General features: G+C 72.5%; 26 protein-coding genes. 11 read left to right on the forward strand and 15 right to left on the reverse strand.

What is annotated here, in order from left to right; translation table 11 throughout:
- Together OSR43_RS09540 and kstD are read right to left on the reverse strand one after the other, a co-directional pair.
- A complete protein-coding gene (locus OSR43_RS09540; protein WP_302271126.1) occupies positions 1–882 on the reverse strand; it encodes a MaoC family dehydratase in 882 nt (293 codons plus the stop codon).
- Positions 882–2,636, reverse strand: a complete 1,755-nt coding sequence (kstD, locus tag OSR43_RS09545; protein WP_302271127.1) for a 3-oxosteroid 1-dehydrogenase — start codon at positions 2,634–2,636, stop codon at positions 882–884. The genes OSR43_RS09540 and kstD overlap by 1 nt, the downstream gene beginning before the upstream one ends.
- A gap of 167 nt (positions 2,637–2,803) precedes the next feature.
- On the opposite strand from kstD, the gene OSR43_RS09550 reads away from it, so the two are divergent.
- From OSR43_RS09550 to OSR43_RS09580, 7 genes are all read left to right on the forward strand, one after another.
- Positions 2,804–3,715 (forward strand): acetaldehyde dehydrogenase (acetylating), encoded by a 912-nt coding sequence (locus OSR43_RS09550; protein ID WP_302271128.1) that lies wholly within the window; start codon positions 2,804–2,806, stop codon positions 3,713–3,715.
- 1 nt (position 3,716) lies between these two features.
- Positions 3,717–4,796 carry a 4-hydroxy-2-oxovalerate aldolase gene (dmpG, locus tag OSR43_RS09555; RefSeq protein ID WP_302271130.1) on the forward strand — a complete coding sequence of 360 codons (1,080 nt, stop codon included), beginning with the start codon at positions 3,717–3,719 and terminating at the stop codon, positions 4,794–4,796.
- A 117-nt stretch (positions 4,797–4,913) separates the two neighbouring features.
- Positions 4,914–5,300 (forward strand): VOC family protein, encoded by a 387-nt coding sequence (locus OSR43_RS09560; protein ID WP_302271131.1) that lies wholly within the window; start codon positions 4,914–4,916, stop codon positions 5,298–5,300.
- An 86-nt stretch (positions 5,301–5,386) separates the two neighbouring features.
- Positions 5,387–6,553 carry a 3-hydroxy-9,10-secoandrosta-1,3,5(10)-triene-9,17-dione monooxygenase oxygenase subunit gene (gene hsaA / locus OSR43_RS09565; protein ID WP_302271132.1) on the forward strand — a complete coding sequence of 389 codons (1,167 nt, stop codon included), beginning with the start codon at positions 5,387–5,389 and terminating at the stop codon, positions 6,551–6,553.
- A 1-nt stretch (position 6,554) separates the two neighbouring features.
- The gene (hsaD, locus tag OSR43_RS09570) at positions 6,555–7,475 is read left to right on the forward strand and encodes a 4,5:9,10-diseco-3-hydroxy-5,9,17-trioxoandrosta-1(10),2-diene-4-oate hydrolase (RefSeq protein WP_302271133.1); all 921 of its coding nucleotides are present in this window, start codon (positions 6,555–6,557) and stop codon (positions 7,473–7,475) included.
- Positions 7,472–8,371, forward strand: a complete 900-nt coding sequence (gene hsaC, locus OSR43_RS09575; RefSeq protein WP_302271134.1) for an iron-dependent extradiol dioxygenase HsaC — start codon at positions 7,472–7,474, stop codon at positions 8,369–8,371. Before hsaD ends, hsaC begins: the two co-directional genes overlap by 4 nt.
- Positions 8,372–8,388: 17 nt before the next feature.
- Positions 8,389–9,045 carry a flavin reductase family protein gene (locus OSR43_RS09580; RefSeq protein ID WP_302271135.1) on the forward strand — a complete coding sequence of 219 codons (657 nt, stop codon included), beginning with the start codon at positions 8,389–8,391 and terminating at the stop codon, positions 9,043–9,045.
- A 52-nt stretch (positions 9,046–9,097) separates the two neighbouring features.
- Here the strand turns inward: OSR43_RS09580 and OSR43_RS09585 are convergent, their stop codons facing one another.
- The 7 genes from OSR43_RS09585 to OSR43_RS09615 all read right to left on the reverse strand — a co-directional run bounded on the left by OSR43_RS09585 (position 9,098) and on the right by OSR43_RS09615 (position 16,273).
- The gene (locus tag OSR43_RS09585) at positions 9,098–10,180 is read right to left on the reverse strand and encodes a winged helix DNA-binding domain-containing protein (RefSeq protein ID WP_302271136.1); all 1,083 of its coding nucleotides are present in this window, start codon (positions 10,178–10,180) and stop codon (positions 9,098–9,100) included.
- An 82-nt stretch (positions 10,181–10,262) separates the two neighbouring features.
- Positions 10,263–11,339, reverse strand: coding sequence for a spore photoproduct lyase family protein (locus OSR43_RS09590; protein WP_302271137.1), 1,077 nt, complete (start codon positions 11,337–11,339; stop codon positions 10,263–10,265).
- A 58-nt stretch (positions 11,340–11,397) separates the two neighbouring features.
- The gene (locus OSR43_RS09595) at positions 11,398–11,535 is read right to left on the reverse strand and encodes a hypothetical protein (RefSeq protein ID WP_302271138.1); all 138 of its coding nucleotides are present in this window, start codon (positions 11,533–11,535) and stop codon (positions 11,398–11,400) included.
- Positions 11,536–11,633: 98 nt separating this feature from the next.
- On the reverse strand, positions 11,634–12,617 hold the full coding sequence (locus OSR43_RS09600; RefSeq protein ID WP_302271139.1) for an acyl-CoA dehydrogenase family protein: 984 nt from the start codon (positions 12,615–12,617) through the stop codon (positions 11,634–11,636).
- A gap of 1 nt (position 12,618) precedes the next feature.
- Positions 12,619–13,575 (reverse strand): acyl-CoA dehydrogenase family protein, encoded by a 957-nt coding sequence (locus OSR43_RS09605; protein WP_302271140.1) that lies wholly within the window; start codon positions 13,573–13,575, stop codon positions 12,619–12,621.
- Positions 13,572–14,744: an acyl-CoA dehydrogenase family protein gene (locus tag OSR43_RS09610; protein WP_302271141.1), complete on the reverse strand. Its 1,173-nt coding sequence runs from the start codon at positions 14,742–14,744 to the stop codon at positions 13,572–13,574. The genes OSR43_RS09605 and OSR43_RS09610 overlap by 4 nt, the downstream gene beginning before the upstream one ends.
- 5 nt (positions 14,745–14,749) lie before the next feature.
- Positions 14,750–16,273, reverse strand: coding sequence for a FadD3 family acyl-CoA ligase (locus OSR43_RS09615; RefSeq protein WP_302271142.1), 1,524 nt, complete (start codon positions 16,271–16,273; stop codon positions 14,750–14,752).
- An 81-nt stretch (positions 16,274–16,354) separates the two neighbouring features.
- Here OSR43_RS09615 and OSR43_RS09620 point away from each other — a divergent pair, with 81 nt between their 5' ends.
- From OSR43_RS09620 to OSR43_RS09635, 4 genes are read left to right on the forward strand one after another with little or no spacing between them, the layout of a single operon-like run.
- The gene (locus OSR43_RS09620) at positions 16,355–17,578 is read left to right on the forward strand and encodes an acyl-CoA dehydrogenase family protein (RefSeq protein ID WP_302271143.1); all 1,224 of its coding nucleotides are present in this window, start codon (positions 16,355–16,357) and stop codon (positions 17,576–17,578) included.
- On the forward strand, positions 17,575–18,402 hold the full coding sequence (locus OSR43_RS09625; RefSeq protein WP_302271144.1) for an SDR family oxidoreductase: 828 nt from the start codon (positions 17,575–17,577) through the stop codon (positions 18,400–18,402). Before OSR43_RS09620 ends, OSR43_RS09625 begins: the two co-directional genes overlap by 4 nt.
- 25 nt (positions 18,403–18,427) lie before the next feature.
- Entirely contained in the window at positions 18,428–19,036 is a 609-nt protein-coding gene (locus OSR43_RS09630; RefSeq protein ID WP_302271145.1) for a TetR/AcrR family transcriptional regulator, read from the forward strand.
- Complete coding sequence (locus tag OSR43_RS09635) at positions 19,029–20,192, forward strand: acetyl-CoA C-acetyltransferase (protein WP_302271147.1); 1,164 nt, start codon at positions 19,029–19,031, stop codon at positions 20,190–20,192. Before OSR43_RS09630 ends, OSR43_RS09635 begins: the two co-directional genes overlap by 8 nt.
- Positions 20,193–20,343: 151 nt before the next feature.
- Here the strand turns inward: OSR43_RS09635 and OSR43_RS09640 are convergent, their stop codons facing one another.
- Genes OSR43_RS09640 through OSR43_RS09665 form a run of 6 tightly spaced genes read right to left on the reverse strand, consistent with a single transcriptional unit; the run spans position 20,344 to position 24,703 of the window.
- Positions 20,344–20,709: a hypothetical protein gene (locus tag OSR43_RS09640; protein ID WP_302271149.1), complete on the reverse strand. Its 366-nt coding sequence runs from the start codon at positions 20,707–20,709 to the stop codon at positions 20,344–20,346.
- A 2-nt stretch (positions 20,710–20,711) separates the two neighbouring features.
- Positions 20,712–21,170 (reverse strand): hypothetical protein, encoded by a 459-nt coding sequence (locus OSR43_RS09645; RefSeq protein WP_302271150.1) that lies wholly within the window; start codon positions 21,168–21,170, stop codon positions 20,712–20,714.
- A 29-nt stretch (positions 21,171–21,199) separates the two neighbouring features.
- A complete protein-coding gene (locus OSR43_RS09650; protein WP_302271152.1) occupies positions 21,200–22,267 on the reverse strand; it encodes a nitronate monooxygenase family protein in 1,068 nt (355 codons plus the stop codon).
- The gene (locus OSR43_RS09655; RefSeq protein ID WP_302271153.1) at positions 22,264–23,046 is read right to left on the reverse strand and encodes a CoA-transferase subunit beta; all 783 of its coding nucleotides are present in this window, start codon (positions 23,044–23,046) and stop codon (positions 22,264–22,266) included. The genes OSR43_RS09650 and OSR43_RS09655 overlap by 4 nt, the downstream gene beginning before the upstream one ends.
- Positions 23,043–23,936 carry a CoA transferase subunit A gene (locus tag OSR43_RS09660; protein ID WP_302271154.1) on the reverse strand — a complete coding sequence of 298 codons (894 nt, stop codon included), beginning with the start codon at positions 23,934–23,936 and terminating at the stop codon, positions 23,043–23,045. Before OSR43_RS09660 ends, OSR43_RS09655 begins: the two co-directional genes overlap by 4 nt.
- Entirely contained in the window at positions 23,933–24,703 is a 771-nt protein-coding gene (locus OSR43_RS09665) for an enoyl-CoA hydratase family protein (protein WP_302271156.1), read from the reverse strand. The genes OSR43_RS09660 and OSR43_RS09665 overlap by 4 nt, the downstream gene beginning before the upstream one ends.
- Positions 24,704–24,721: the final 18 nt, after the last annotated feature.

Here is a 24,721-nt window from a genome sequence, read left to right on the forward strand (position 1 = left end):
TCAGGCCAGGTCGAGCACCACGTCGCCGAGGACCGGCGAGCCGTCCCGGTCGCCGCCGGCGATCTCGGCCGAGGCCAGGACCCGGCCGTCCTCGCGCCAGCCGCGGGTGCGGATGGTCTCGCCGGGGAAGACCACGCCGGCGAACTTCGCGGCGAAGCCACCGACCTTCGTGGCGTCGCCCTCGAGGAGCTCGTCGGTCAGCGTGCGCAGGACGATCCCGTAGGAGCAGAGCCCGTGCAGGATCGGTGCCGGGAAGCCCGCCGCCTCCGCGAAGGCCGGGTCGGCGTGCAGCGGGTTGCGGTCGCCGCAGAGGCGGTAGAGCAGCGCCTGCTGCGGGGTGACGTCGTACGTTGCGTCCGCGTCGGCCGGGCGGTCGGGCAGGACCACGGGTGTCGAGGTGCCCCGGTCGCCGCCCCAGCCGCCCTCGCCCCGCACGAAGATCGACGAGCGCACCCGCCACAGCTCCTCGCCGGCCGGGGAGGTGGCGACCCCCTCCTGCCAGATCACCGCGGCCTTGCCCTTGTCCCACACGTCGGTCAGCGTCGTGGAGACCGTGGCCGTGCCGCTGGTGGGCAGCGGACCACCGGTGACGGTGATCGACTGCGAGCCGTGGACGACCTGGGCGAGGTTGATGTCACAGCCCGGCAGGTCCAGCGGCGGCGGGTCGGTCTCGTGGAAGGTGGGCGCCACGACGCCGAACGACGGCAGCACCTGCAGCCCGGGGCCCTCCAGGGTGTAGCGCAGCGCGCCGGGGGAGAGGTTGTCGCCCGCGCGGGAGCCGGCGCCGATGCCGAGGTGGTAGAGCAGCACGTCGCTCTCGGCCCAGCTGAACTCGCGGGAGCCCAGGTCGGCCCCGATCGCCACGGAGGGGTCGATGGGCATCAGGCGGTCTCCTTCTCGACGGCCGTGCGGGTGGGCGCGGGCCCGCTCGCGATGTCCTCCGCGGCCAGGTAGCCGAAGACCAGCGCGGGGCCGATCGTGCCACCGGGCCCGGGGTAGGTGTGGCCCATCACGGCCGCGGACACGTTGCCGGCGGCGTAGAGGCCCTCGAGCACCGAGCCGTCCTCGCGCAGCACCCGCGCGCGCTCGTCGGTGACGAGCCCGCCCTTGGTGCCGAGGTCGCCGGGCACGATCTTGACCGCGTAGAACGGCCCCTCGTCGATGGTGTGCAGCGACGGGTTCGGCTTGACGGTGGGGTCGGAGTAGTACTTGTCGTAGGCCGACTCGCCGCGGTGGAAGTCGGCGTCGACACCGGTCCGGGCGAAGCCGTTGAACCGCTCGACGGTCCGCTCCAGCGTCTCGGCGGGCACGCCGATCTCGGCGGCCAGCCCGGCGAGCGAGTCGGACTTCCTGACCACGCCCTCCTTGAACCACCGGCCGGGGAACGGCTGGCGCGGCATGAGCCCGGCGAAGACGTACCGGTTGCGGTAGCGCTGGTCGATGACCATCCACGACGGCACGTGGGCGACGCCGGTCTCCTCGCCCCGGTACATCTCGTGCACCGCCTCGACGTAGGGCAGCGCCTCGTTCATGTACCGCTCGCCGGCCTGGTTGACGATGATCGAGCCGGGCAGGTTGCGCTCGGCCAGGCAGAACCACGGCCGCCCCGGCAGCGGGATGGTCGGGCCCCACCAGCCGTCGTCGAGCAGGTCGGTGCGGGCACCGACGGCCTGGCCGGCGACCAGCCCGGCGCCGGTGTTGTTCTTCGAGCCGGTGGTCCACTCGACCGAGGTCGGGTGCGGCAGGTAGCGCTCGCGCAGCTCGAGGTTGCGCTCGAAGCCGCCGCTGCCCAGCACGACGCCGCGCCGGGCGCGGACGACCTGCTCGACGCCGTCGCGGAGCACCCGCACGCCGACGACGCGGCCGTCCTCGACCACCAGGTCGCGCAGGTCGGTCTCGTAGTGCACCGGCACGCGCGCCTGGACCAGGCCCTGGCGCAGGCCGATCGCGATCGCGTTGCCCATGGCGTACATCCGGCGGCGCAGCAGGCCGGAGACGATCCGCTTGATCGTCACCTTGACCATCGTCAGCGGGCCCTTGAGCGTGCGCATGCCGAGGCTGATCTTCCGGAAGTCGGCCTGGGTGACGATCATGTTGGCCGGCGCCTTGGTGTACGGCGGGTGGAGCCGCTCGAGCTCGGCGCCCAGGAAGCGGGCGTCCAGCGGGACCGGCTCGACCGTGCGGCCGCGGGGTCGCCCGCCCGGCTGCTCGGGGTGGTAGTCGGCGTAGTCCGGCACCCAGGTGAAGCGCACCGGGGTGCGGGCCTTGAGGAAGTCCATGACCTCGGCGCCGCGGTCGACGTAGGTGTCGCGGCGGACCTTCGGGACGACGTCGCCGACGATGGAGTCCAGGTAGAGCTTGGAGTTCTCCAGCGGGTCGTCCTGCCGGGCCGCCTTGAGCGCGTAGTTGCCCGGGATCCAGACCCCGCCGCCGCTGCGGGCGGTGGAGCCGCCGAAGTAGCGGCTCTTCTCCACGAGGATGGTGTCGAGGCCGCGGTCGGCGGCGGCGAGGGCCGCGGACATGCCCGCCGCGCCGGCCCCGACGACGACGACGTCGACCTCGCTCGGGAGGTCGGTCGGCGAACCGTTGGACGTGCGCTCGGCAGGGCGCGGAGCAGCGTGGGAAGAGCCCGTCATGGCGCGGAACTGTAACAGGTTCTACCATGGTCGGACCGTGGCTCGTCCCGCTCGCCGGGAGTCCCGCGGCGCCCGGGCGAGGCCGCTCCCGGTGAGTGGTCCGCGGGCGCCCGCGAGGCCCTCAGCGTGCCACGCTCGAGCCCACCGACTGAGAGGTCCACCCAGAAATGACCAAGCTGACCGCGGCCATCGTCGGGCCGGGCAACATCGGCACCGACCTGATGTACAAGCTGCTGCGCTCGGACGTCGTCGAGCCCCGCTGGATGATCGGCGTCGACCCTGCCTCGGAGGGGCTCAGGCTCGCCTCCCAGCAGGGTCTCGAGGCCTCCCACGAGGGCGTCGACTGGCTGCTGAAGCAGGACGAGCTGCCCGACCTGATCTTCGAGGCCACCTCCGCCTACGTGCACCGGGAGTACGCCCCCCGCTACGAGGAGGCCGGCATCCGTGCCGTCGACCTCACCCCCGCCTCCGTCGGCCCCGCGGTCATCCCGCCGGTCAACGGCGAGGAGCACGTGGGCGCGATGAACGTCAACATGATCACCTGCGGTGGCCAGGCGACGATCCCGATGGTCGCCGCCGTCTCCCGCGTCGCCCCGGTGCCGTACGCCGAGATCGTCGCCTCGGTCTCCAGCGTCTCCGCGGGGCCGGGCACCCGGGCCAACATCGACGAGTTCACCCGCACCACCGCCGCCGGCGTGCAGACCATCGGCGGCGCCGAGCGCGGCAAGGCGATCATCATCCTCAACCCGGCCGAGCCGCCGATGATCATGCGCGACACGATCTTCTGCGCGGTCCCCCCGGACGCCGACCGGGACGCCATCGTGCAGTCGGTCTTCGCGATGGAGAAGTCGGTCCAGGAGTACGTCCCGGGCTACCGGCTGCTGCAGGAGCCGCAGATCGACGAGCCGTCGGCCGCCACGCAGGGCCAGGTCAAGGTCTCGATCTTCGTCGAGGTCGAGGGCGCCGGCGACTACCTGCCGCCGTACTCCGGCAACCTCGACATCATGACCGCCGCCGCGACGCAGGTCGGCGACAACATCGCCCGCTCGCTGCTCGCGGGCCGCTCGAAGGAGTCCTGAGATGACGGACCTGAACACGCTGACCCGCACCTGGAAGGACGCCCACGGCGGCGACCTCGACCTGCGGCTGACCGACACCTGCCTGCGCGACGGGTCGCACCACAAGCGGCACCAGTTCACCGCGCAGGAGGTCCACGACATCGTCGAGGCCCTCGACACCTCCGGCATCCCGGTCATCGAGGTCACCCACGGCGACGGCCTCGGTGGCTCCTCGTTCAACTACGGCTTCTCCCGCACGCCCGAGCAGGAGCTCATCCGGATCGCGGCGGAGACGGCCCGGACGGCGAAGATCGCCTTCCTGATGCTGCCCGGCGTCGGCACCAAGGACGACATCCGCGCCGCGCAGGACAACGGCGGCCAGATCTGCCGGATCGCCACGCACTGCACCGAGGCCGACACCTCCATCCAGCACTTCGGGCTCGCCCGCGAGCTCGGCCTGGAGACGGTCGGCTTCCTGATGATGAGCCACACCCAGCCGCCGGAGGTCCTGGCCAAGCAGGCGCGGACCATGGTCGACGCCGGCTGCCAGTGCGTGTACGTCGTGGACTCCGCCGGCGCGCTCGTGATGGAGCAGACCGCCGACCGGGTCTCGGCCGTCGTGGCCGAGATCGGCTCGCAGGCCGACGTGGGCTTCCACGGCCACGAGAACCTCGGCCTCGGTGTCTCCAACACCGTCATCGCCGCCCGCGCGGGCGCGACCCAGATCGACGGCTCGGTCCGCCGCTTCGGCGCCGGGGCCGGCAACACCCCGCTCGAGGCGTTCATCGGCGTCTGCGACAAGCTCGGCTGGCGCACCGGCGTGGACTTCCTCCAGATCGTCGACGCCTCCGAGGACGTCATCAAGCCCGCGATGCCCGAGGAGTGCCAGCTCGACCGGATGACCCTGATGATGGGGTACGCCGGGGTCTACTCCTCCTTCCTCAAGCACGCCGGCAACGCCGCCGACCGCTACGGCGTCTCCGGCGCGAAGATCCTGCTCGAGGCCGGCCGCCGCAAGCTGATCGGCGGCCAGGAGGACCAACTCATCGACATCGCGCTGATGCTCAAGGCCGAGCAGGACAAGGCCGCCGCCAACGCCTGACCCCCGGCCCGGCGCGACCGGGCGGGGCCGGTGGTCGTCCCCTCGCGGGCCGACCACCGGTCCTGGCCCGCGGGAACGCGCTCGACCCGGCGGAGCGGCGTGGGGTACAGAGGGCCCATGGCATCCCGCGCATCCAACTTCTGCATCGACGCCCACGACCCGTACGCCCAGACCATGTGGTGGGCGCAGGTCCTCGAGGACTTCACCCTGCCCACCGGCGAGTGGGAGAACAAGCCGGGGGAGGAGGAGTGCGGGCTGGTCGGGCCCGACGACCGGTTCCTGCTGTTCCTCAAGGTGCCCGAGCCCAAGACGGTGAAGAACCGCATGCACCTCTGCCTGCGCCCGACCGACCGCAGCCGTGACGAGGAGGTCGACCGCGTCGTCGGGCTGGGCGCGACGCTGGTGGACGACCGGCGCGACGGCGAGAAGGGCTGGGCCGTCCTGGCGGACCCCGAGGGCAACGAGTTCTGCGTGCTCACGCCCTACCGGCCGACCCCGGCGTAGCCCGCACCCGCTGGGCGGGAGTCGTCTGGTCCAAAACAAGAACGTGTTCTAGTATCGACGTCGTCCCACCACGACAGGAGTTGGCGATGTCCCAGGCTGTTCTCGACGGCGTCCGTGACCTGCTGCCCGCGTTCCGCGAGCGCGCCGACGAGGCCGAGCGCCTGCGTGTGGTGCCCGAGGCGAGCATCAAGGAGCTGGAGGAGGTCGGCTTCTTCCGGTTGCTCCAGCCCCGGCGCTTCGGCGGGTACGAGGCCGACCCGGTCACCTTCTACACCGCGGTCCGCGAGATCGCCTCGGCGTGCGGCTCCACCGGCTGGGTCTCCAGCGTCGTGGGCGTCCACCCCTGGCAGGTCGCGCTGTTCGCCGACGAGGCGCAGCAGGCGGTGTGGGGCGAGGACACCAGCACCCGGCTGAGCTCGTCGTACGCCCCGACCGGCAAGGCGACCGTCACCGAGGGCGGCTACCTGCTCTCCGGCAAGTGGAGCTTCTCCTCCGGCTGCGACCACTGCAGCTGGGTCCTGCTCGGCGGTCTCGTCTTCAACGAGGAGGGCCAGGTCGTCGACTTCAAGACCTTCATGGTCCCGCGCGAGAAGTACCAGATCATCGACGTCTGGCACATGGTCGGCCTGCGCGGCACCGGCTCCAACGACATCCTCGTCGAGGACGTGTTCATCCCCGAGGCGTTCACCCTCTCGATGAGCCAGACCGGCGCCTGCAAGGGCCCCGGCCAGGAGCAGAACACCTCCGACCTCTACAAGCTGCCCTTCCACTCGATCTTCACCGGCACCATCACCACGCCGATCATCGGCATGGCGCGGGGTGCCTACGCCGAGCACGTCGAGATGCAGCAGAAGCGCACCCGCGCGGCGTACCTCGGCGAGAAGGCGTCGCTCGACCCGTTCTCGGCGGTCCGCATCGCCCGGGCGAGCAGCGAGATCGACGCGGCCTGGGCGCTGCTGGTCAACAACGTCCGCGAGGAGATGGACCACGTCGCCAAGGGCGAGCGGATCCCGCTCGGCCTGCGGCTGCGGGTCCGCCGCGACCAGGTCCTCGCCACCCAGCGGGCGATCGACGCCATCGACGCGCTGTTCGAGGCCTCCGGCGGGCGGGCGCTCGCCGAGGGCACCTACCTCCAGCGCGCCTGGCGCGACGCCCACGCCGGTCGCGTCCACGCGGCCAACGACCCCGAGCGGGCGCTGCAGATGTACGGCGCGCACGAGTTCGGCCACAAGGTCGACCCGGGGATGTACTGACGTGACGGCCGTCCCGTCCCGGTTCGCGCAGGAGAGCGTCCGCCGCTCGGCCAAGGCCGGCGACCTCACGCTCAACTACTACGAGGCCGCTCCCGACACCCAGCCCAGCCAGGTCGGCGGCGGGCTGCCGCTGGTGATGCTGCACGGCGGCGGACCAGGCGCGTCCGCGTGGTCCAACTTCGGCCCGGCGCTGCCGCACTTCGCCTCGGTGTTCCGCACGCTGCTCGTCGACCAGCCCGGCTTCGGTGGCTCCGACAAGCCGCCGGTCGTCGGCAACTACTACCGCTTCGCGGCCGACCACGTCGTCCGGCTGCTCGACGAGCTGGGCATCGAGCGGGTGCACCTGCTCGGCAACAGCCTGGGTGGCGGCACGGCGATGCGCCTGGCGCTCACCCACCCCGACCGCGTCGGGCGGCTGGTGCTCATGGGCCCCGGCGGGCTCTCGCTCAACCTGTTCCACGCCGACCCCACCGAGGGTGTCCAGCGGCTCATGGACTTCGGCGCCGACCCGACCCGCGAGAAGCTGCGCGCGTTCATCTCGACCATGGTCGTGGACCAGTCGCTGGTCACTGACGAGCTGGTCGAGGCCCGGTTCGCCGACGCGACCGCCCCGGGCGCCCAGGAGGCGATGCGCTCGATGGGCATGTCGTTCTGGAACCCCGAGACGGCCGAGGACGGCATGCTCTGGCGCGAGGCGCACCGCCTGCGCAAGCACACCCTGCTGACCTGGGGCCGCGAGGACCGGGTGAACCCCCTCGACGGCGCCATGGCGGCGCTCAAGCTCATCCCGAAGGCACAGCTGCACGTGTTCCCCAACTGCGGGCACTGGGCGCAGATCGAGGCGGCCGAGGAGTTCGCCGAGATCACCACCGCGTTCCTGTCCCGCCACACCGAACGACCTAGAGCAGGAAGCACCCCGTGACGATCGACATCAAGTCCATGGGCTACGTCCGCGTGGCCTCCACCGACCTCGAGCAGTGGAAGGTCTTCGCCGGCAAGGTGCTGGGCCTCGCCGAGGGCCGTGGGCCCAACCCCGAGCACCAGTACTGGCGCATCGACGAGGTCTCCGCGCGCCTCGTCGTGGTCCCCTCCGACCGCGACCTGCTCGAGTCGACCGGTTGGGAGGTCGCGGACCACCGTGCCCTGCAGGACGCGCGCGAGCACCTGCAGAAGGCCGGCGTCGCCTTCGAGGAGGCCACCAAGGAGGAGCTCGACGAGCGCCGGGTGCAGGAGATGATCCGGTTCACCGACCCGTGGGAGAACGTCTTCGAGCTCTTCCACGGCATCACCTACGAGTCGCGCCCGATCGTCACGCCGTACGCCGCGAGGTTCGTGACCGGCGACCAGGGCATGGGCCACATCGTCATCCCGGTGCTCGACGACGTCGAGGCGCTGCGGTTCTACACCGACGTCCTCGGCTTCCGCCTGCGCGACTCGATGAGCATGCCCGGCGAGTTCGTCGGCAAGCAGCCCGGCGAGAAGGTCTGGCTGCGCTTCCTCGGGGTCAACCCGCGGCACCACTCGCTGGCGTTCCTGCCGATGCCGAACCCCGCCAAGTGCGTCCACATCATGCTCGAGGTCGACGAGCTCGACCACGTCGGTCGTGCGCTCGAGCGGGTCCGCAAGCACCAGGCGCCGCTCTCGGCGACCCTCGGCCGGCACATGAACGACGAGATGGTCTCCTTCTACGTCAAGTCGCCCGGCGGCTTCGACGTGGAGTTCGGGACCGACGGGCTCGAGGTGGACGACCAGAAGTGGGTCGCGCGGGAGTCGACGGCGGTGTCGTACTGGGGCCACAACTTCGCGGGCGGTCACTAGTGGCTAGCGTGGGAGCCATGTCAGCCCACTCGGGGGCCTCTCCGGACATCCCGGAGGGCATGAACCCCAACGCCGCCGAGACCTGGCCCAGCTCCGAGCTGATCTCCTCCTGGCTCGGCAGCGAGGCCTACGAGCTCGAGCCGCTCGGCCCCGGCGAGGGATCCGCGGTCCCGACCGACGACCCGGCGAAGCAGGCGGAGGCGCGCCACTTCCGCGACGTCCTGGGCCGGTTCGGCTCCGGGGTGACGGTCGTGACCGCGATGAGCGGCGGCGAGCCGGTCGGGATGACCTGCCAGTCGTTCTCGAGCGTCTCGCTCGACCCGCCGCTCGTGCTCTTCGTGCCGGCCAAGACCTCGCGCGCCTGGCCGCTCATCCAGCGCTCCGGGCGGTTCTGCGTGAACTTCCTGGCCGACGGCCAGGCCGAGCTGTCGAACCAGATGGCCAGCCGCGGGACCGACAAGTTCGCCGGCGTCGCGTGGCACCCCGCCGAGGCGACCGGCTCACCGGTGCTCGAGGGCTCGTTGGCCCACGTCGACTGCAGCGTCCACGCCGTCCACGAGGCCGGCGACCACTGGGTCGTCATCGGCCGGGTGCTCCACCTGGCCACCGCGCCCGAGGGCGCCACCGAGGACCCGCTGCTGTTCTACCGCGGGAAGTACGGCACCACCCGCTGACCCTGCTGACCGCCACCCGGTCGTGGCGCCCGGGCGCCGCTCGGCCACCGGGTCAGCCGTCGGCCAGCCGGAGGTCGGGCTCGAGCCCGAGGAACGCGGCGTACCGGTCGGCGGCGTCCTGCAGCGCCCGGACCGCAGCGGTGCCCAGGGGGCGGTACGGCACGACGTCGAACCGCGCCCGGGCCCCGAGGGTGCGCCTCATCCGCCCGACCAGCTGCGCGTCGACGACCGCCATCCCGATCGCGGTCTCCCGGCCGCCCGGCACGACGCCGGCGACGTCGATGAGCATCCGGCTGTCCTGGAACCCGCGGTAGGTCTCGTCGAGGATCTGCAGCAGGTGGCCGCCCGGCTGCCGGCCCGCCGCGGGCGGCGCCGTGCCGGCGGCGTGCCAGTAGGTGCGCCCCTCGTGCTCGAACCGCTCCAGGTGGTCGGCCGCGCCGGCCAGGCCGCGGCGCACGTCGCCGAGCGGCAGGGTCGCCCAGTAGGCGAGGTCGCGGTCGGTGGCGGGGCCGTGCCCGGCGACGTACCGGCGGGCCAGCTCGGCCAGTGCCTCGTCGCGCTCCCGGGCCGGCGCGGGCGGCACCCGGTCGGCCATCAGCGCGTAGGTGTGGGTCCCGTCGTCGGTGGGGGGCCCGCTGCACACCAGCCGGTCCAGCTCGGTCAGCCCGAGCAGCAGCATCAGCTCGTGGCCGGTGACGGTGACGTCGCGCTCGGCCAGCGCGGTCCTGACGCCGTCCCGCGTGAGGCCGGCCCCGCCGAGGGCGTCCAGCACCGCACCGGTCGCGCGGCCCAGGTCGGCGGTGGTCCAGCCGGTGTCGGTGAGCTGCCGCAGCAGCGTCGGTCGCACGCGTGGCGCGGTCAGCTCGAGCAGCCACGCGACGTCCGCCGCGGCCACGAAGTGCCAGGTCGGTCGCAGCACGTGGGTGCGGAGGACGGCGCCGCTGCTCAGCAGCCCGGCGAGGTCGTCGCCATCAGGGCGCGAGGTCCGGGCCGCGACCGCCCACGCCGCCTGGGTCGGGTTCTCCGCCTGGACCGCCAGCAGGCCGGCGACCACGTCGGTCGCGGACCCGGCGTGCGGCGCCGTGAGGTGCTGGGTCGCGAACCGCCAGCGGGCGATGTCGTGGGAGCTGGTCACCGGGGGAGTCTGGGGCCGTCCGGGGCACCGGGACAACCGGGTCCGGTCGAGCGGGGCGCCCGCCCGCGCCGGTGCCGGCTGCTCAGAACGCGTACCGCACCCGGCAGGTCGGGAGCGTCTCACCGATCATCGCGGTCAGCTCGTCGACCCAGCGGCGCTTCCAGGCGACCTTGTAGCGGACGTTCTCCTGGCCGCTCTCGGACCGCTTGCGCTGCTGGAGGTCCGGGCGCCACAGCTGGTCCTCGCCGCGTGGGTGCCAGCCGAGGTTGACCTCGTGCAGGTCCTCGTTGTGGGTCAGGAAGATGACCTCGCAGGCCAGCTGCGCCCTGGCCTTCTCGCCGATGCCGTCGGCGACCTGCTCGAGCAGCTCGGCCCACTCGGCCTTCCACCCCTCGTGGACGACGACCGGGCTGAAGTTCAGGTGCACCTCGTAGCCGGCCTCGACGAAGTCGTCGATCGCAGCGATCCGCTCCGCGATCCGGGAGGTCCGCAGGTCGAGCTTCTTCGACATCTCCGCCGGCATCAGCGAGAAGCGGACCCGGGTGCCGCCGCGCGGGTCCCAGTCGAGCAGGTCGCGGTTGACGAACTTGGTGGCGAAGCTCGCCTTGGCCCCGTCCAGGCGGGCGTAGAGGTCCACCAGGTCGCGCACGTTGTCGCTGAAGAGCGCGTCGACCGAGCAGTCGCCGTTCTCGCCCAGGTCGTAGACCCAGTCGACCGGGTCGCACTGGTTCGGGACCGTCTTCGGTCCCTGGCGCCCCGCGTGCCGCTCGAGGTAGCCGAGGATCCGCTCGATGTTGACGAACGCGGTGATCGGGTTGGCGTACCCCTTGCGGCGCGGGACGTAGCAGTAGGAGCAGGCCATCGCGCAGCCGTTGGAGGTCGAGGGGGCGATGAAGTCCGAGCTGCGGCCGTTGGGCCGGGCGGTCAGTGACTTCTTCACGCCCAGGACGAGCACCTCGCGCTTGTTGCGCACCCAGTCCTCGACGTTGCCCTCGTTGCCGTAGAGGCCGGGGATCGCCTGGTGGGAGAGCACCTCGACGCGTTCGGCGTCGGGGAAGCGGGCGAGGATCTCGGCGCCGCGGGCGAACTCGGCGACGTCGCGCTCGTGGAAGATCGTCCTGACGTCGAGCAGGCGGTCGGCGTGGGTGCGTGTCGTCATCGTGGGTACAACCCACCACGCGCCGCCGACAATCCCGGTCGGGGCGACCGGGGTGGGTTCAGATGCGCGTGCGGATCGGGTTGGCGATCATGCCGATGGGGTAGTCGTCCTGCTCCTGCGCCGCCCCGGATGCCTGCGCCGCCTCGGCTACCGCGGTCGGCTGGTCCATCTCGGTGAGGTCGGCGTCGATGCTCATGGATCCCAACTTAGTAGGCGTCTTCGCAGGTCACGGCCACGGAAGAGGAACGGCGGAGGAACATCTCGGTGGCGTTCCTCACAGGACTGCCCCGGCGGTCACAGGGGCACCGCAGCGCGGTGCGCGCGGGCGCTGCCGAACAGCTGCCCCAGCGAGTGGGCGCGCTTGAGCACCAGGTGGGCGTCGTGCTCCCAGGTGATCGCGATCCCGCCGTGCAGCTGCACGGTCTCTCCGGCGATGCTGGCCAGCGCCTCGGAGCAGTAGGCCTTCGCCACGTGGGCGAGCCGTTCGGCGTTCGCCGCGCGGCCGGAGACGGCGTACGACGCCGCCCAGGACGCCGAGCGCGACATCTCCAGCAGCACCAGCATGTCGGCCATCCGGTGCTTGAGCGCCTGGAAGGAGCCGATCGGGCGCCCGAACTGCACCCGCTCGCGGGAGTAGGCGACGGTCATCTCGAGCGCTCGGGCGGCGGTGCCGGCCTGCAGCGCCGCGACGCCCGCGGCGCCCACGAGCGCCGCCCGCTCGACGGCAGGTGCCGCCTCGCCGATCCGGGTCGCGGCGGAGGTGTCGACCTCGACGCGCGCGAGGCGCAGCGTCTGGTCCATCGTGGGGGTCCAGGTCCGCGTGGTGGCCGCGGGGTCGAGGGACCACAGCCCCTCGTCGGTAGCGGCGACCAGGACCGTGGCCAGGTCGCCGTCGACGACGTCGGGCACCGAGGTGCTCGCGCCGGTGGCGTCGACGAACGCGCCGACCTCCCCGCCGGCGAGCCGGGGGAGCAGCTCGTCCCTCGCCTCCGCCGTGGCGCCCGCGAGCAGCGCCTCGGAGGTCACCAACGAGGACAGCAGCGGCGACGGGACGAGCGAGCGGCCCACCTCCTCGAGCGCCACCATGGACTCGAACAGGCTGAAGCCGGCGCCGCCGTGCTCCTCGGGGATGCCGAGCGCGGCCACCCCGATCTGCTCGCACAGCAGCTGCCACAGCGACTCGTCGTAGGTCCCGACCCGGGGGTCGGCGCGCTTGGCGAGCAGTGCGCGGACGGTCGCGGCGAGCTCCTGCTGCTCCTCGGACAGCGCGAAGTCCATCTCAGGCCTCCACCGGGGTGCCGGCGGCGGCGACGAGGGTCTCGAGCAGCGCGGCGCGGTGCTGCGCCGGCGTCCCCCACGCGGTCACCAGTGCGCGGACCTTGGTGATCCAGATGCTCAGGTCGAGCTCCTGGGTGTAGCCCACCGCGCCGTGCACCTGCAGCGCCGTGCGGGAGGCGAGGTACGCCGCGTCCGCGCAGGCGACCTTGGCCGCCGCGGCCGGGACCTCGCCGAGTGCCGCGCCGAGGACGAGCGGCCGGGCGAAGTCCAGGGCGATCCGCACGTCCGCCAGCGCGTGCTTGATCGCCTGATAGGAGCCGATCTCGCGGCCGAACTGGCGCCGCTGCTTGACGTAGGCGACTGCGTCGTCGAGCAGCCGCTCACCGCACCCGAGCAGCTGGGCCGAGGTGGCCAGGACGGCCGACTCCAGCGCAGCGCCGAGGTCGGCGCCGGGCACGGGGTCGCCCGCGACCAGGGTGGTCAGGTGCCGGGTCCGGTCGACGGAGCGGAGCCGCTCGCCCCGCGTCGCGGTCCGCAGCGTCGTGCCGGTGCAGGAGAAGACGTGGTCGGCGACCTCGGCGTCGAGGGCGTACGGCGCGTGCGCCGCCTCCGCCACGGTGCCGACCGCGCCCTCCGCGAGGGCGGCGAGCAGGTCGGCGTCGGCCAGGGCGAGCGGGAGGTACGCCGCGGACTCGACCCAGGGGCCGGGGACGCCGTGCCGGCCCAGGGCCTCGAAGGCGACGACGAGCTCGACCGCGGTCGCGCCCATCCCGCCGTGCTCCTCGGGGACGACCAGCGCGTTGACGCCCTGCTCGGCCAGCCGCCTCCACAGCTCCAGCCCGGGTGCGGTGTCGCCCTCGGCCCACGCCCGCGCGGCGCCGACGGTGTCCGCGCCGGAGAGCAGCGCGTCGAGCGAGCCTCCGAAGTCCCGCTGGTCCTCGGTCAGGACGAACCTCATCGACCGGCCCCCTTCGGCTCGCGCGGCAGGCCGAGGATCCGCTCGGCCACGATGTTGCGCTGGATCTCGTTGGTGCCCGCGTAGATCGGGCCGGACAGGGAGAAGGTGTAGCCGTCCAGCCACCGCGACTCGACCTCGGCGTCGGCGCCGAGCAGGTCCAGGGCGGTCTCGTGGAGGGCGATGTCGAGCTCGGACCAGAAGACCTTGTTCACCGACCCGGCGGTGCCCATGTCACCGCCCGCGGCGAGCCGGGTCACCGTCCCCCAGGTGTAGAGCCGGTAGGACTGGGCTCGCAGCCAGGCGTCGACCACGTGGGCCGGCGCCGTCTCGGTGGCGGCCGGGGTCGCACCGTCCGCGACGGTCGACCGGTAGAGGTCGACCAGCCGGTCGGCGGCGGCGCAGAACCGGCCGGGGGAGCGCAGCGAGAGGCCGCGCTCGTTGCCGGCGGTCGACATCGCGACCCGCCAGCCGTCACCCGGGGCGCCGAGCACGTCGGAGTCGGGGACGAACACGTCCTCGAAGAACACCTCCGCGAAGCCGGCCTCGCCGTCGAGCTGGGCGATCGGGCGCACCGTGATGCCGTCGGCGTCGAGGGGGAAGAGGAAGTAGGTCAGCCCGGCGTGCCGCTGGGCCTCCGGGTCGGAGCGGAACAGCCCGAAGCCCCAGTGGGCGAAGGAGGCACGCGAGGACCAGGTCTTCTGGCCGTTGAGTACCCACCCGCCCCGGGCCTCGTCGCGGCGGGCGGTCGAGCGCAGTGAGGCCAGGTCGGACCCGGCCTCGGGCTCGGACCAGCACTGCGCCCAGACCTGCTCACCGGTCGCCATCGAGGGCAGGAAGCGGTCCTGCTGCTCGCGGGTGCCGTGGTCGAAGATGATCGGCGCGAGCAGGAAGATGCCGTTCTGGGAGACCCGGCCGGGTGCGCCGGCGCGGTAGTACTCCTCCTCGAAGACCACCCACTCCACCAGCGACGCCTCGCGGCCGTGGTACTCCCGCGGCCACGACACCACGGCCCAGCGGGCCTCGGCCAGCCGCGCCTCCCACTCCTGGTGGGCCTTCCAGCCGGCCTCGGTGTCCATCGAGGGCAGCGGCTCGGCCGGCACGTTGGCGGCCAGCCACGCCCGCGCCTCGGCCTGGAAGGCCAGCTCGGACTCGGACAGGGACAGGTCCATGGTTCTCACTCGCTCCTGAGCTGGGTCTTGAGCACCTTGCCGGACAGGTTCCGCGGCAGCGAGTCGATGAACTCGACGCGTCGCGGGACCTTGAAGTTGGCCAGCCGCTCCTTGCAGTACGCCGTGACGTCCTCGGCGGTGAGCGCCTCGCCCGCGGGGCCGGCCGCGCGGACGACGTACGCCGCGCCGAGCTCGCCCATCCGCTCGTCCGGGACCCCGACGACCGCGGCGTCGGCGACCCCCTCGAGCCGGGCGAGCAGCTGCTCGACCTCCGCGGGGTAGACGTTGAAGCCGCCCGAGATGTACATGTCCTTGAGCCGGTCGGTGATCGTGAGGTTCCCGGCCTCGTCGAGCGTCCCGACGTCGCCGGTGTGCAGCCAGCCGTCGGCGTCGATCGCGGCGGCGGTGGCGGCCTCGTCGTCGAGGTAGCCGAGCATCACGTAGTCACCGCGCAGCAGCAGCTCGCCGGCCTCGCCGGGGGCCGCGTCGATCCGCGCCTCCATGCCGGGGATCGCCCGCCCGCAGGTGCGGGCGACGAGCTCGGCGGGGTCGCCGGCGCGGGCCATGGTCGCGACGACCGCCTCGGTCATCCCGAACGCGGTCACGACCTGGTCGAAGCCGAGGCCCTCGGGTGCCGGCCGGCGCATCCGCTCGATCAGGACGACCGGGACGACGGCCGCGCCGGTGACGGCCAGGCGCAGCGAGGTCAGGTCGCGCTCCTCGCGGCCGGGCGCGCCCAGGAGCGACTGGTAGATGGTCGGTGCACCGGGGAGGACGGTGATCCGCTCCTCCTCGACCAGGCGCATCGTCCGGTCGAGGTCGAAGGTCGCGACCGGGTAGAGCGTGGCGCCGGTGACCAGGCCGGTGACGATCCCGACCTTGTAGCCGAAGGAGTGGAAGAACGGGTTGACCACCAGGTAGCGGTCCTGGCCGGTCACCCCGCCGAGCTCGCCCCACGCGCGCGCCACCCCGACGGTCTGCCGGTGCGCCGACATCGCGCCCTTGCTGCGGCCGGTCGTGCCGGAGGTGAAGAGGATGTCGCTCACGTCGTCGGGGGAGACCGACTCCGCGACGGCGTCGACGTCCGCGGTCGTGACCGACCCGGTGTCGAGGTCCCCGAGGTCGGCCAGGTCGATGACCCGCAGGACCGAGGGCAGGTCGCCGGTCGCCCGCAGGTCCGCGACCTGGGTGCGCCCGAGGAAGCCGTCGGCCACGACGACCAGCCGCGCCCGGGTCCGCTCGACCACGTCGGCGACCTCGTGCGCGGTGTAGCGGGAGTTGAGCGGGACGAGCACGCCGCCGGCGTACGTCACCGCCAGCCCGGCCACGACCCAGTCGATGCTGTTGGGCGCCCACAGGCACACCCGCTCACCGGGACGCAGTCCCGCGGCGACGTACCCGCGGGCCGCGCGGCGCACGCGACGCAGCAGCTCGAGGAACGAGACCACCTCGCCGTCCTCGACGTACGCCGGGTGCTCGCCGAAGCGGTCGGCCGCCGCGCCGAGCGCGGCCGGGATCGTCTGCTCCACGTCACCTCCACCAGGACCGGGCCGGTCGGCAGCCGGTCTCCCGACTGCCCAACCAAGCAATTGCTTGGTACTGTAGCACTCGTGGACCTGACCTACACGGCCGAGGACGAGGCCTTCCGTACCGAGGTGCGTGACTTCCTCGAGGAGCACCTGCGTGGTGAGTTCGCCGCGCTCAAGGGCCTCGGCGGGCCCGGGCGCGACCACGAGGCGGTCGAGGAGCGCCTGGCGTGGAACCGGCACCTGGCCGCCCACGGCTGGACCTGCGTGGGCTGGCCGACCGAGCACGGCGGCCGCGGGCTGACGCTGTCCCAGCAAGTGATCTTCCACGAGGAGTACGCCCGCTCGAACGCCCCGGCGCGGCTGAACCACCTCGGTGAGGAGCTGCTCGGGCCGACCCTGATCGCCTTCGGCACCCCCGAGCAGCAGGCGCGCTTCCTCCCGCCGATCGCCGCGGTCGAGGAGCTGTGGGCGCAGGGCTACTCCGAGCCCGGCGCCGGATCGGACCTCGCGAACGTGCAGACCCGCGCCCGGCTCGAGGACGCCGCGGACGGGTCGGGCCGGCAGGAGTGGGTGGTCGACGGGCAGAAGGTGTGGACCTCCAACGCGCACTTCTCCCAGTGGGTCTTCGTCGTGGCCCGCACCGAGCCGGGCTCGCAGCGGCACCACGGGCTCTCGTTCCTGCTCGTGCCGCTGGACCAGGAAGGCGTCGAGGTCCGCCCGATCGAGCAGCTGACCGGCGGGTCGGAGTTCAACGAGGTCTTCTTCACCGGCGCCCGCACCGCTGCCGACCTCGTCGTCGGCGAGCCCGGCCAGGGCTGGCGTGTCGCGATGGGCCTGCTCGGCTTCGAGCGCGGCGTCTCGGTGCTCGGCCAGGTCGTCGGCTTCGCCCGCGAGCTCGAGGCCGTGGTCGACCTCGCCAAGGCCAACGGCGCGATCGACGACCCGCTCCTGCGCGACCGCCTCGCCGACCTCACCGTCGAGCTGGAGGTCATGCGGTTCAACGCGATGCGCGGCCTCTCGGCCGTCACCGGCGGGGACGACTCCGCCGCGGGCGGGGGAGCGGCCTCGATCTTCAAGCTCGTCTGGGCCGCGTGGCACAAGCGGCTCGGCGAGGTCGCCATGGAGGTCCTCGGGACCGCGGGGCTGACCGCCCGCGGCGCGCCGTACGACCTCGACGAGTGGCAACGACTCTTCCTCTTCGCGCGCGCCGACTCGATCTACGGCGGCAGCGACGAGGTGCAGCGCAACATCCTGGCCGAGCGCGTGCTCGGCCTTCCCCGAGAGCCGAAGGGCAGCACCACGTGACGACCACCGAGACCACCGGGCCCACCCCGCCCCGCGCCGAGCAGCCGGCCCCCGGCTACGTGCCCGGCCACGACCTGCTCGCCGGGAAGGTGGTCGTCGTGACGGCCGCGGCCGGTGCCGGCATCGGCGCGGCCGTCGTGCGGCGCGTGCTGGAGGAGGGCGCGAAGGCGGTCGTCTTCAGCGACACCCACGCGCGCCGGCTCGCGGAGGCCGAGGAGGCCCTGGCCGCCGAGTTCGGTGCCGAGCGCGTGCGCCAGCTGGTCTGCGACGTGACCGACGAGGCGCAGGTGGCCGCGCTGCTCGACGTCGCCGACGAGCTCGGCGGCGTCGACGTGATGGTGAACAACGCCGGCCTCGGCGGCACCGCCTCGGTGCTGGAGATGACCGACGAGCAGTGGCTCCGGGTCCTCGACATCACCCTGACCGGCACCTTCCGCTGCGTGCGGGCCGCGGGCCAGCGGATGGTCGCCGCGGGCAAGAAGGGCGTCATCGTCAACAACGCCTCGGTGATCGGCTGGCGCGCGCAGGAGGGCCAGGCCCACTACGCCGCGGCCAAGGCCGGCGTCATGGCGCTTACCCGCTGCTCCGCGATCGACCTGGCCCCGCACGGCATCCGGGTCAACGCGGTCTCCCCGAGCCTCGCCATGCACCCGTTCCTGGCCAAGGTCACCTCCGACGAGCTGCTCGCCGAGCTGAAGAGCCGCGAGGCGTTCGGCCGCGCGGCCGAGCCGTGGGAGGTCGCCAACGTGATGGTCTTCCTCGCCAGCGACTACGCGTCGTACATGACCGGCGAGGTCGTCGCGGTCAGCAGCCAGCAGGCCTGACCACCGCGTCGGAGAGGATGGCCCCATGAGCGCGCAGGCCCGCACCGAACGCCCCGAGGGCACCGATCGTCGGCGGCAGCTGCTGTCGATCGCCGCCGAGCTGTTCGCGGACAAGGGCTTCAAGAACACCACCGTCCGCGACATCGCCGACGCCGCGGGCATCCTCTCCGGCAGCCTGTACCACCACTTCGACTCCAAGGAGTCGATGGTCGACGAGATCCTCTCGTCCTTCCAGGCCGAGCTGTTCGCGGCGTACGACGAGGTCCTGCGCAGCGACGACGACGCCCGCACCAAGATCGAGCGGGCCGTGCGCCTCTCCTTCGAGGCCATCGACCGGCACCGCCACGAGGTGGCGATCTTCCAGAACGAGGCCGACTTCCTCGGCCAGCAGGAGCGCTTCGACTACCTCGCCGAGCGCAACGCCCAGTCCCGAGAGGTGTGGATCACCCTCCTCGAGGACGGGCTGAGGTCCGGTGCGCTCCGCGCCGACCTCGACGTCGAGCTCACCTACCGCTTCATCCGCGACACGGTCTGGGTGGCGGTGCGGTGGTACCGCCCCGGCGGGAAGCTCACCCACACCGACGTCGCCGACCAGTACCTCACCATCCTCCTAGACGGGATCGCCCATGCCTGAAGCATTCATCGTCGACGCGGTGCGGACGCCGACCGGCAAGCGCGGCGGCGCGCTCGCCGGCGTCCACTCCGCCGACCTCGCCGCCCACTCGATCTCGGCGCTGGTCGACCGGACCGGGGTCGACCCGGGCGCCGTCGACGACGTCATCCTGGGCTGCTGCGACACGATCGGCTCCCAGGCCGGCGACGTCGCGCGCACGGCGTGGCTCGTCGCCGGCCTGCCCGACCACGTCCCGGGCGTGACCATCGACCGCCAGTGCGGGTCCTCCCAGCAGGCGGTCCACTTCGCCGCCCAGGGCGTCATGTCCGGCACCCAGGACCTCGTGGTCGCCGGCGGCGTGCAGAACATGAGCGCCATCCCGATCTCCGCGGCGATGATCGTCGGTCAGCAGTACGGCTTCTCCACGCCGTTCGCGGAGTCCCCGGGCTGGCAGAAGCGGTTCGGCGACCAGGAGGTCAGCCAGTTCCGCTCCGCCGAGATGATCGCCGAGAAGTGGGGCCACTCCCGCGAGCAGCTCGAGGCCTTCGCTCTCGCCTCGCACGAGCGGGCGCTGGCGGCGATCGCCGAGGGCCGGTTCGCGAACGAGGTCGTGCCGGTCGCGCTGTCCGACGGCACGACGTTCGAGGTCGACCAGTGCCCGCGGCAGACGTCGCTGGAGAAGATGGCCTCGCTGGAGCCGCTGGCCCCCGGCGGCCGGATCACCGCCGCCGTCGCCTCGCAGATCTGCGACGCCTCCTCGGCGGTGCTCATCGCCTCCGAGCGGGCCGTCGCCGACCACGGGCTCACCCCGCGGGCGCGCGTCCACCACCTCTCGGTCCGCGGCGACGACCCGGTGTGGATGCTGACCGGTCCCATCCGCGCCACCCGCCACGCGCTGGAGCGGACCGGCCTCTCGGTCGACGACATCGACCTGTTCGAGTGCAACGAGGCGTTCGCCCCGGTCGTCCTGGCCTGGATGGAGGAGATCGGCATCCCGCACGAGAAGGTCAACGTCAACGGCGGCGGGATCGCCCTCGGCCACCCCATCGGCGCCACCGGCACCCGCCTGATGACCACGCTGCTCAACGAGCTGGAGCGCACCGGCGGCCGCTACGGCCTGCAGACGATGTGCGAGGGCGGCGGCCAGGCGAACGTGACGATCATCGAGCGTCTCTGAGCTGTTGGTAGGCGCTGCGTCGCCCTGGGTCGCCCCTGGGCCGGGGATGTTTCAGCGGCCGGCCGATGAAGCTCCCGGTTGGCCGCTGAAACTTCATCGGCCAACCGACAGTTCCAGCGGCCAGCCGCTGAAGCCGTCCGCAGAGGCCGACCTACCTCAGCACCAGCCACACGCCGACGATGCCGGGGATCGTGCCGAGCAGCAGCCAGGGGGAGAGCGGGTTCTTCCGGTGGATCGCCAGCGCGGCGACGACGGCCAGGACGCCGAACGCGCCACCGAGCACGCACAGCCCGATCTGGGAGGTCCGGAACTCGTCGTCGATCACCAGGCCGGCGATCACCAGGCCGACCGAGAGGTGCAGGATCGTCGTCGCGGCAAGGACCGACATCACGTAGCGCTGGACGGTCTCGATGCTCATCGCACCCTGCTTGCGGGGGCGGGAGGGACGCGTCGGCCGGGGGTTGTCGGGGTCGAGCAGGTGCCGGGACCGGCGGGGCGACGGCGTCGGGGCGCTCATGCTCACGAGGGTACGGCGGTGCGCCGCCGGCCGGCCGTCAGGGTCACCAGCAGCACGACCCAGGCGACGACCGTGACGAGGGCGGAGGTCGCCATGATGGTCAGCGTCGCCGTCCACGCCCAGCCGTGGTCCCCGAACACCTGCGTCAGCAGCGCCATGTCGCTGTCCTCGGTGTCGCCGAAGTCGAAGGAGAAGGCGCCGAAGACGAGCATCCCCAGCCACGTGCCGAGCTGCGCCTGCGCCTGGGGCCGGGTGAGCTCCCGGGGGCGACCGGGCTCGCCGTCCTGGGTCAGCGCCAGCACCGTGGTCACGAGCAGCGCGATGAGCAGCACCGGGACCACGCTCATCAGGTAGACCAGGATCATCCAGCCGCCGACGCCGAAGAGCACCCGGCCGATCCACACCCAGCCCACGAGCAGCAGGTTGAGGGGGATCATCCACAGCAGCACGGTCCGGGTCACCCGGCGCACTGTAGGGGCGTGATCGACCCTCACACGACGTACGACGCGGCGCGGCGTAGCTCGTCGGCGGCCCGGGTCACGATCCGGTCGACGAGCTCCTCGCAGGTCGGCAGGTCGTCGATGACGCCGACGACCTGGCCGCTCGCGAGCACCCCCGCGCTCGTGTCGCCCTCGACGAGGCCGGCCTTGAGCATGGTGGGGGTGTTGGCGGCGAGCGCCACCTGGCCGAGGGTGCGGCCCTGGGCCTTGCGCATCGCCCGGCCGTCCTTGGCCAGTGCCGCCCAGCTCATGCCGCTGTCGCGCTTGAACTCCAGCGTCCGGCGCACGGTCGGGGCGAGCCGCTTGAGGGTGCCGGTCTCCTCCAGCTCCTCGACCAGGTCGGTGCGCAGCATCCGGTGCGGCATGCCGTCGACCTTCGCGGTCACGACGGTGTCGGTGAGGCCGCGCTCGAGGTAGAGCCGCTTGACGGCGTCCGGCACTGCGCTGTCCTGGGTGAGGAGGAACCGCGTCCCCATGCCGACCCCGGCGGCGCCGTACGACAGCGCTGCGGCGAGGCCGCGGCCGTCGAAGAACCCGCCGGCCGCGACGACCGGGATGTCGACGGCGTCCAGGACCGTGGGCAGCAGCAGCGTCGTGGGGACCGGGCCGGTGTGGCCGCCGCCCTCGCCGCCCTGCACCATCACCGCGTCGGCGCCCCAGGAGGCGACCTTGACCGCGTGCTTGGCCGCTCCGATCGAGGGCATCACGACGATGCCGTGCTCCTTGAGCGTGGCGATCAGCTCGGGCTTGGGGGCGAGGGCGAACGACGCCACCTTCACGCCGTGGTCGATGAGCAGCCTGCACCGGTCGGGCGCGTCGGCGGCGTCGGCGCGGAGGTTGACGCCGAAGGGCCGGTCGGTGCGGCTCTTGACCTCGATGATCGCCTGCTCGAGCTCGGCGAAGGTCATGGTCGCGCTGGCCAGGATGCCCAGGCCGCCGGCGTTCGCGGTGCCGCTGACCAGGCGGGGGCCGGAGACCCAGCCCATGCCGGTCTGGACGACCGGGTGGCGGACCCCGGTCAGGTCGGTGAACGGGGTGCGGATCAGCTGCTCGATCACGCCGGGACCTCCTTGAACCGCAGCCCCTTGGGGTCCAGCACCTCGCGGATGATGACCTGCTCCTCCATGGACGGCTCGCGCGTGGCGGGAACGTCGGTGGGGACCTCGAGCTCGAAGCCGGTCGCCGCGCGCACCTCGTCGACCTCGACGCCCGGGTGGACGCTCAGCAGCCGCACGGTGTCGTCGGCGCCGCGGACGTCGAGCACCGCGAGGTTGGTGACGATCCGGTGGACGTCGTGGTAGGTCGAGGCGCCGGGGCCGGCCTCCTTGGCCCGCTTCGGCCCGACGCCGGAGACGATGTCGACGGCCTCGACGAAGACGCGGGTGGAGTGCTTGGGGACCCAGTACGACGTGCGGTTGTTGACCGTGTTGCCCGGTGCGCCACGCGACCCGAGCAGCTGGCGCTCGGGGCGTGCCCAGTCGCCGATGGCGGAGATGTTCTGGTTGCCGTGGCGGTCGACCTGGGTGGCGCCCATCATCACGTGCCGCTTGCCGTAGGCGACGACGTCGAAGACCTTCCGGAAGGGGATCCAGCCCTCGACGACGTCCGCCTTCGCGAACAGCGGCGGGACACCGGCCAGGAAGAGCGACTCGCCGTCGCTGATGACCAGGTCGGGGTTGGACGTCAGCTTGGCCAGGCGCACGCCCAGCATCGGCAGCATCCCCATCGGGCTGGCGAAGATCTCACCGTCGTCGCGGAACGCGTCGGCGATGGCCGCCGCGCACACGTCGGCACGGGTCACGCCGACCGCTCCGTCGATGTCCTGGGTGCTGCTCACTTGCCCTCCTCGGCGAACGCGGCGACGGCCGCCTGGTAGGCGTCCTCGTCACCGGACAGGAACCTCTGCTCGAAGGCCGACCAGTCCTCGTCGGACCCGCCGGCCGCGGCGGCGTACGCGCGCTGGAACCGCTCGTCGCGCTCGTAGTCGGGGGTGCAGGTCGTGAAGTGGGCGCCGTTCGGGGTCTCGACCACGCCGCTGACCATCATCCGGTTCAGCAGGAGTCGCTGGACCGGGGCGTCGACGGTCAGGCCGGCGGTGTCGACGACCTGCTCGCAGGAGACGAACGCGCGGTCGGCGGCCATGCAGAAGAGGTCGTCGAAGTACGGGTCGGGCCCGAGGTACGTCGCGTTGCCGTGCGCGTCGGCGCGGTTCATGTGGACGAGGGCCACGTCGAGGTGCAGCGCCGGCACGGCGACCAGCTCCTCGTGGGCGCCGTCCGCGGTGGCGTAGGGGCTCGTGACGGTCCTGATCCACGGCTGGTTGACCAGCACGTCGGAGCCGAGGCCGGCGCGCATCGGCAGGAACGGCAACCGCTGGGCGGCGGCCTGGAGGCCGGTCTGGAACATGCCCTCGTCGAGCTCGACGAGCTCGGGGATGGTGCCCGCCTGGCGCGCACGCTGGAAGTTCGGCTCCAGCGGGACGGAGTCGAGGGAGACGAAGGCGTAGACCAGCTTGCGGATCTTGCCGGCGCGCGCGAGCAGGCCGACGTCGGCGCCGCCCCAGCTGACGACGGTCAGGTCCTGGAGGTCGCTGCGCAGGATCGCGCGGACCAGTGCCATCGGCTTGCGCCGCGGGCCCCAGCCGCCGATCCCGATGGTCATGCCGTCGCGCAGCTCGCCGACGACCTCGTCGATGCTCATCCGCTTGTCGCGGGGTCCCTTGGTCACGCTCGTTCCTTCTTCTGGGAGGACTTGTCTGTCCCGGCGAACCCGTCGCGCAGCTCGTCGCTGACGCCGGCGAGGTTGAGCTCGAAGGTGAACCCCTGCTCGAACCGGTAGCTCTTGTTCACGTCGGTCGGGTCGATGCCGTTGAGCGCCTCCTTGGCGGCGCGGACGACCCGGGTGTCCTTGGCGGCGATCTCGGCGGCCACCGTCATCGCGGCGTCGTCGAGCCGGTCGCGGGGGACCACCTCCAGGACGCTGCCGAACTGCACGAGGTCCTGGGCCTTGATCGTGCGGGCGGTGAAGTACAGGGTGCGCATCATGTGCTGCGGCACCAGCCGCGCCATGTGCGTCGCCGCGCCGAGGGCGCCCTGGTTGACCTCGGGGACGCCGAAGTAGGCGTCGTCGCTCGCGACGACGCAGTCGGCGTTGCCGACCAGGCCGACGCCGCCGCCGAGGCAGAAGCCGTTGACCGCGGCGATCACCGGGACCGCGCACTCGTAGACCGCCTTGAACGCCGCGTAGCAGCCCTTGTTGGCGCCGATCAGGGCGTCGAACCCCGTGGTGTGCTGCATCTCCTTGATGTCCACGCCGGCGTTGAACCCGCGGCCCTCGGCGCGCAGCACCACGACGTGCGTGGCCTGGTCGCGGCCGGCCTCGTCGAGGGCGGCGGCGACGTCGAACCACCCCTGCACGGTCAGGGCGTTGACGGGTGGGTGGGCCATCGTGATGACGCGGATCCCGTCCGCGCGGAGCTCCGAGGTGGTCGGCATGCGTGCCAACCTAGCATT

Origin of the sequence: Nocardioides sp. Arc9.136, assembly GCF_030506255.1 — a bacterium.
Taxonomy (GTDB): domain Bacteria; phylum Actinomycetota; class Actinomycetes; order Propionibacteriales; family Nocardioidaceae; genus Nocardioides.

Bases quoted from the DNA above. Each gene is read 5' to 3' on its own strand.
- hsaA (WP_302271132.1), top strand. From the start codon at position 5,387: ATGTCCCAGGCTGTTCTCGACGGCGTCCGTGACCTGCTGCCCGCGTTC.
- OSR43_RS09640 (WP_302271149.1), bottom strand. From the start codon at position 20,709: ATGAGCGCCCCGACGCCGTCGCCCCGCCGGTCCCGGCACCTGCTCGAC.
- dmpG (WP_302271130.1), top strand. From the start codon at position 3,717: ATGACGGACCTGAACACGCTGACCCGCACCTGGAAGGACGCCCACGGC.
- OSR43_RS09580 (WP_302271135.1), top strand. From the start codon at position 8,389: ATGTCAGCCCACTCGGGGGCCTCTCCGGACATCCCGGAGGGCATGAAC.
- OSR43_RS09595 (WP_302271138.1), bottom strand. From the start codon at position 11,535: ATGAGCATCGACGCCGACCTCACCGAGATGGACCAGCCGACCGCGGTA.
- OSR43_RS09610 (WP_302271141.1), bottom strand. From the start codon at position 14,744: ATGGACCTGTCCCTGTCCGAGTCCGAGCTGGCCTTCCAGGCCGAGGCG.
- OSR43_RS09540 (WP_302271126.1), bottom strand. From the start codon at position 882: ATGCCCATCGACCCCTCCGTGGCGATCGGGGCCGACCTGGGCTCCCGC.
- kstD (WP_302271127.1), bottom strand. From the start codon at position 2,636: ATGACGGGCTCTTCCCACGCTGCTCCGCGCCCTGCCGAGCGCACGTCC.
- OSR43_RS09635 (WP_302271147.1), top strand. From the start codon at position 19,029: ATGCCTGAAGCATTCATCGTCGACGCGGTGCGGACGCCGACCGGCAAG.
- OSR43_RS09550 (WP_302271128.1), top strand. From the start codon at position 2,804: ATGACCAAGCTGACCGCGGCCATCGTCGGGCCGGGCAACATCGGCACC.
- OSR43_RS09560 (WP_302271131.1), top strand. From the start codon at position 4,914: ATGGCATCCCGCGCATCCAACTTCTGCATCGACGCCCACGACCCGTAC.
- OSR43_RS09665 (WP_302271156.1), bottom strand. From the start codon at position 24,703: ATGCCGACCACCTCGGAGCTCCGCGCGGACGGGATCCGCGTCATCACG.
- OSR43_RS09600 (WP_302271139.1), bottom strand. From the start codon at position 12,617: ATGGACTTCGCGCTGTCCGAGGAGCAGCAGGAGCTCGCCGCGACCGTC.
- OSR43_RS09590 (WP_302271137.1), bottom strand. From the start codon at position 11,339: ATGACGACACGCACCCACGCCGACCGCCTGCTCGACGTCAGGACGATC.
- OSR43_RS09630 (WP_302271145.1), top strand. From the start codon at position 18,428: ATGAGCGCGCAGGCCCGCACCGAACGCCCCGAGGGCACCGATCGTCGG.
- OSR43_RS09605 (WP_302271140.1), bottom strand. From the start codon at position 13,575: ATGAGGTTCGTCCTGACCGAGGACCAGCGGGACTTCGGAGGCTCGCTC.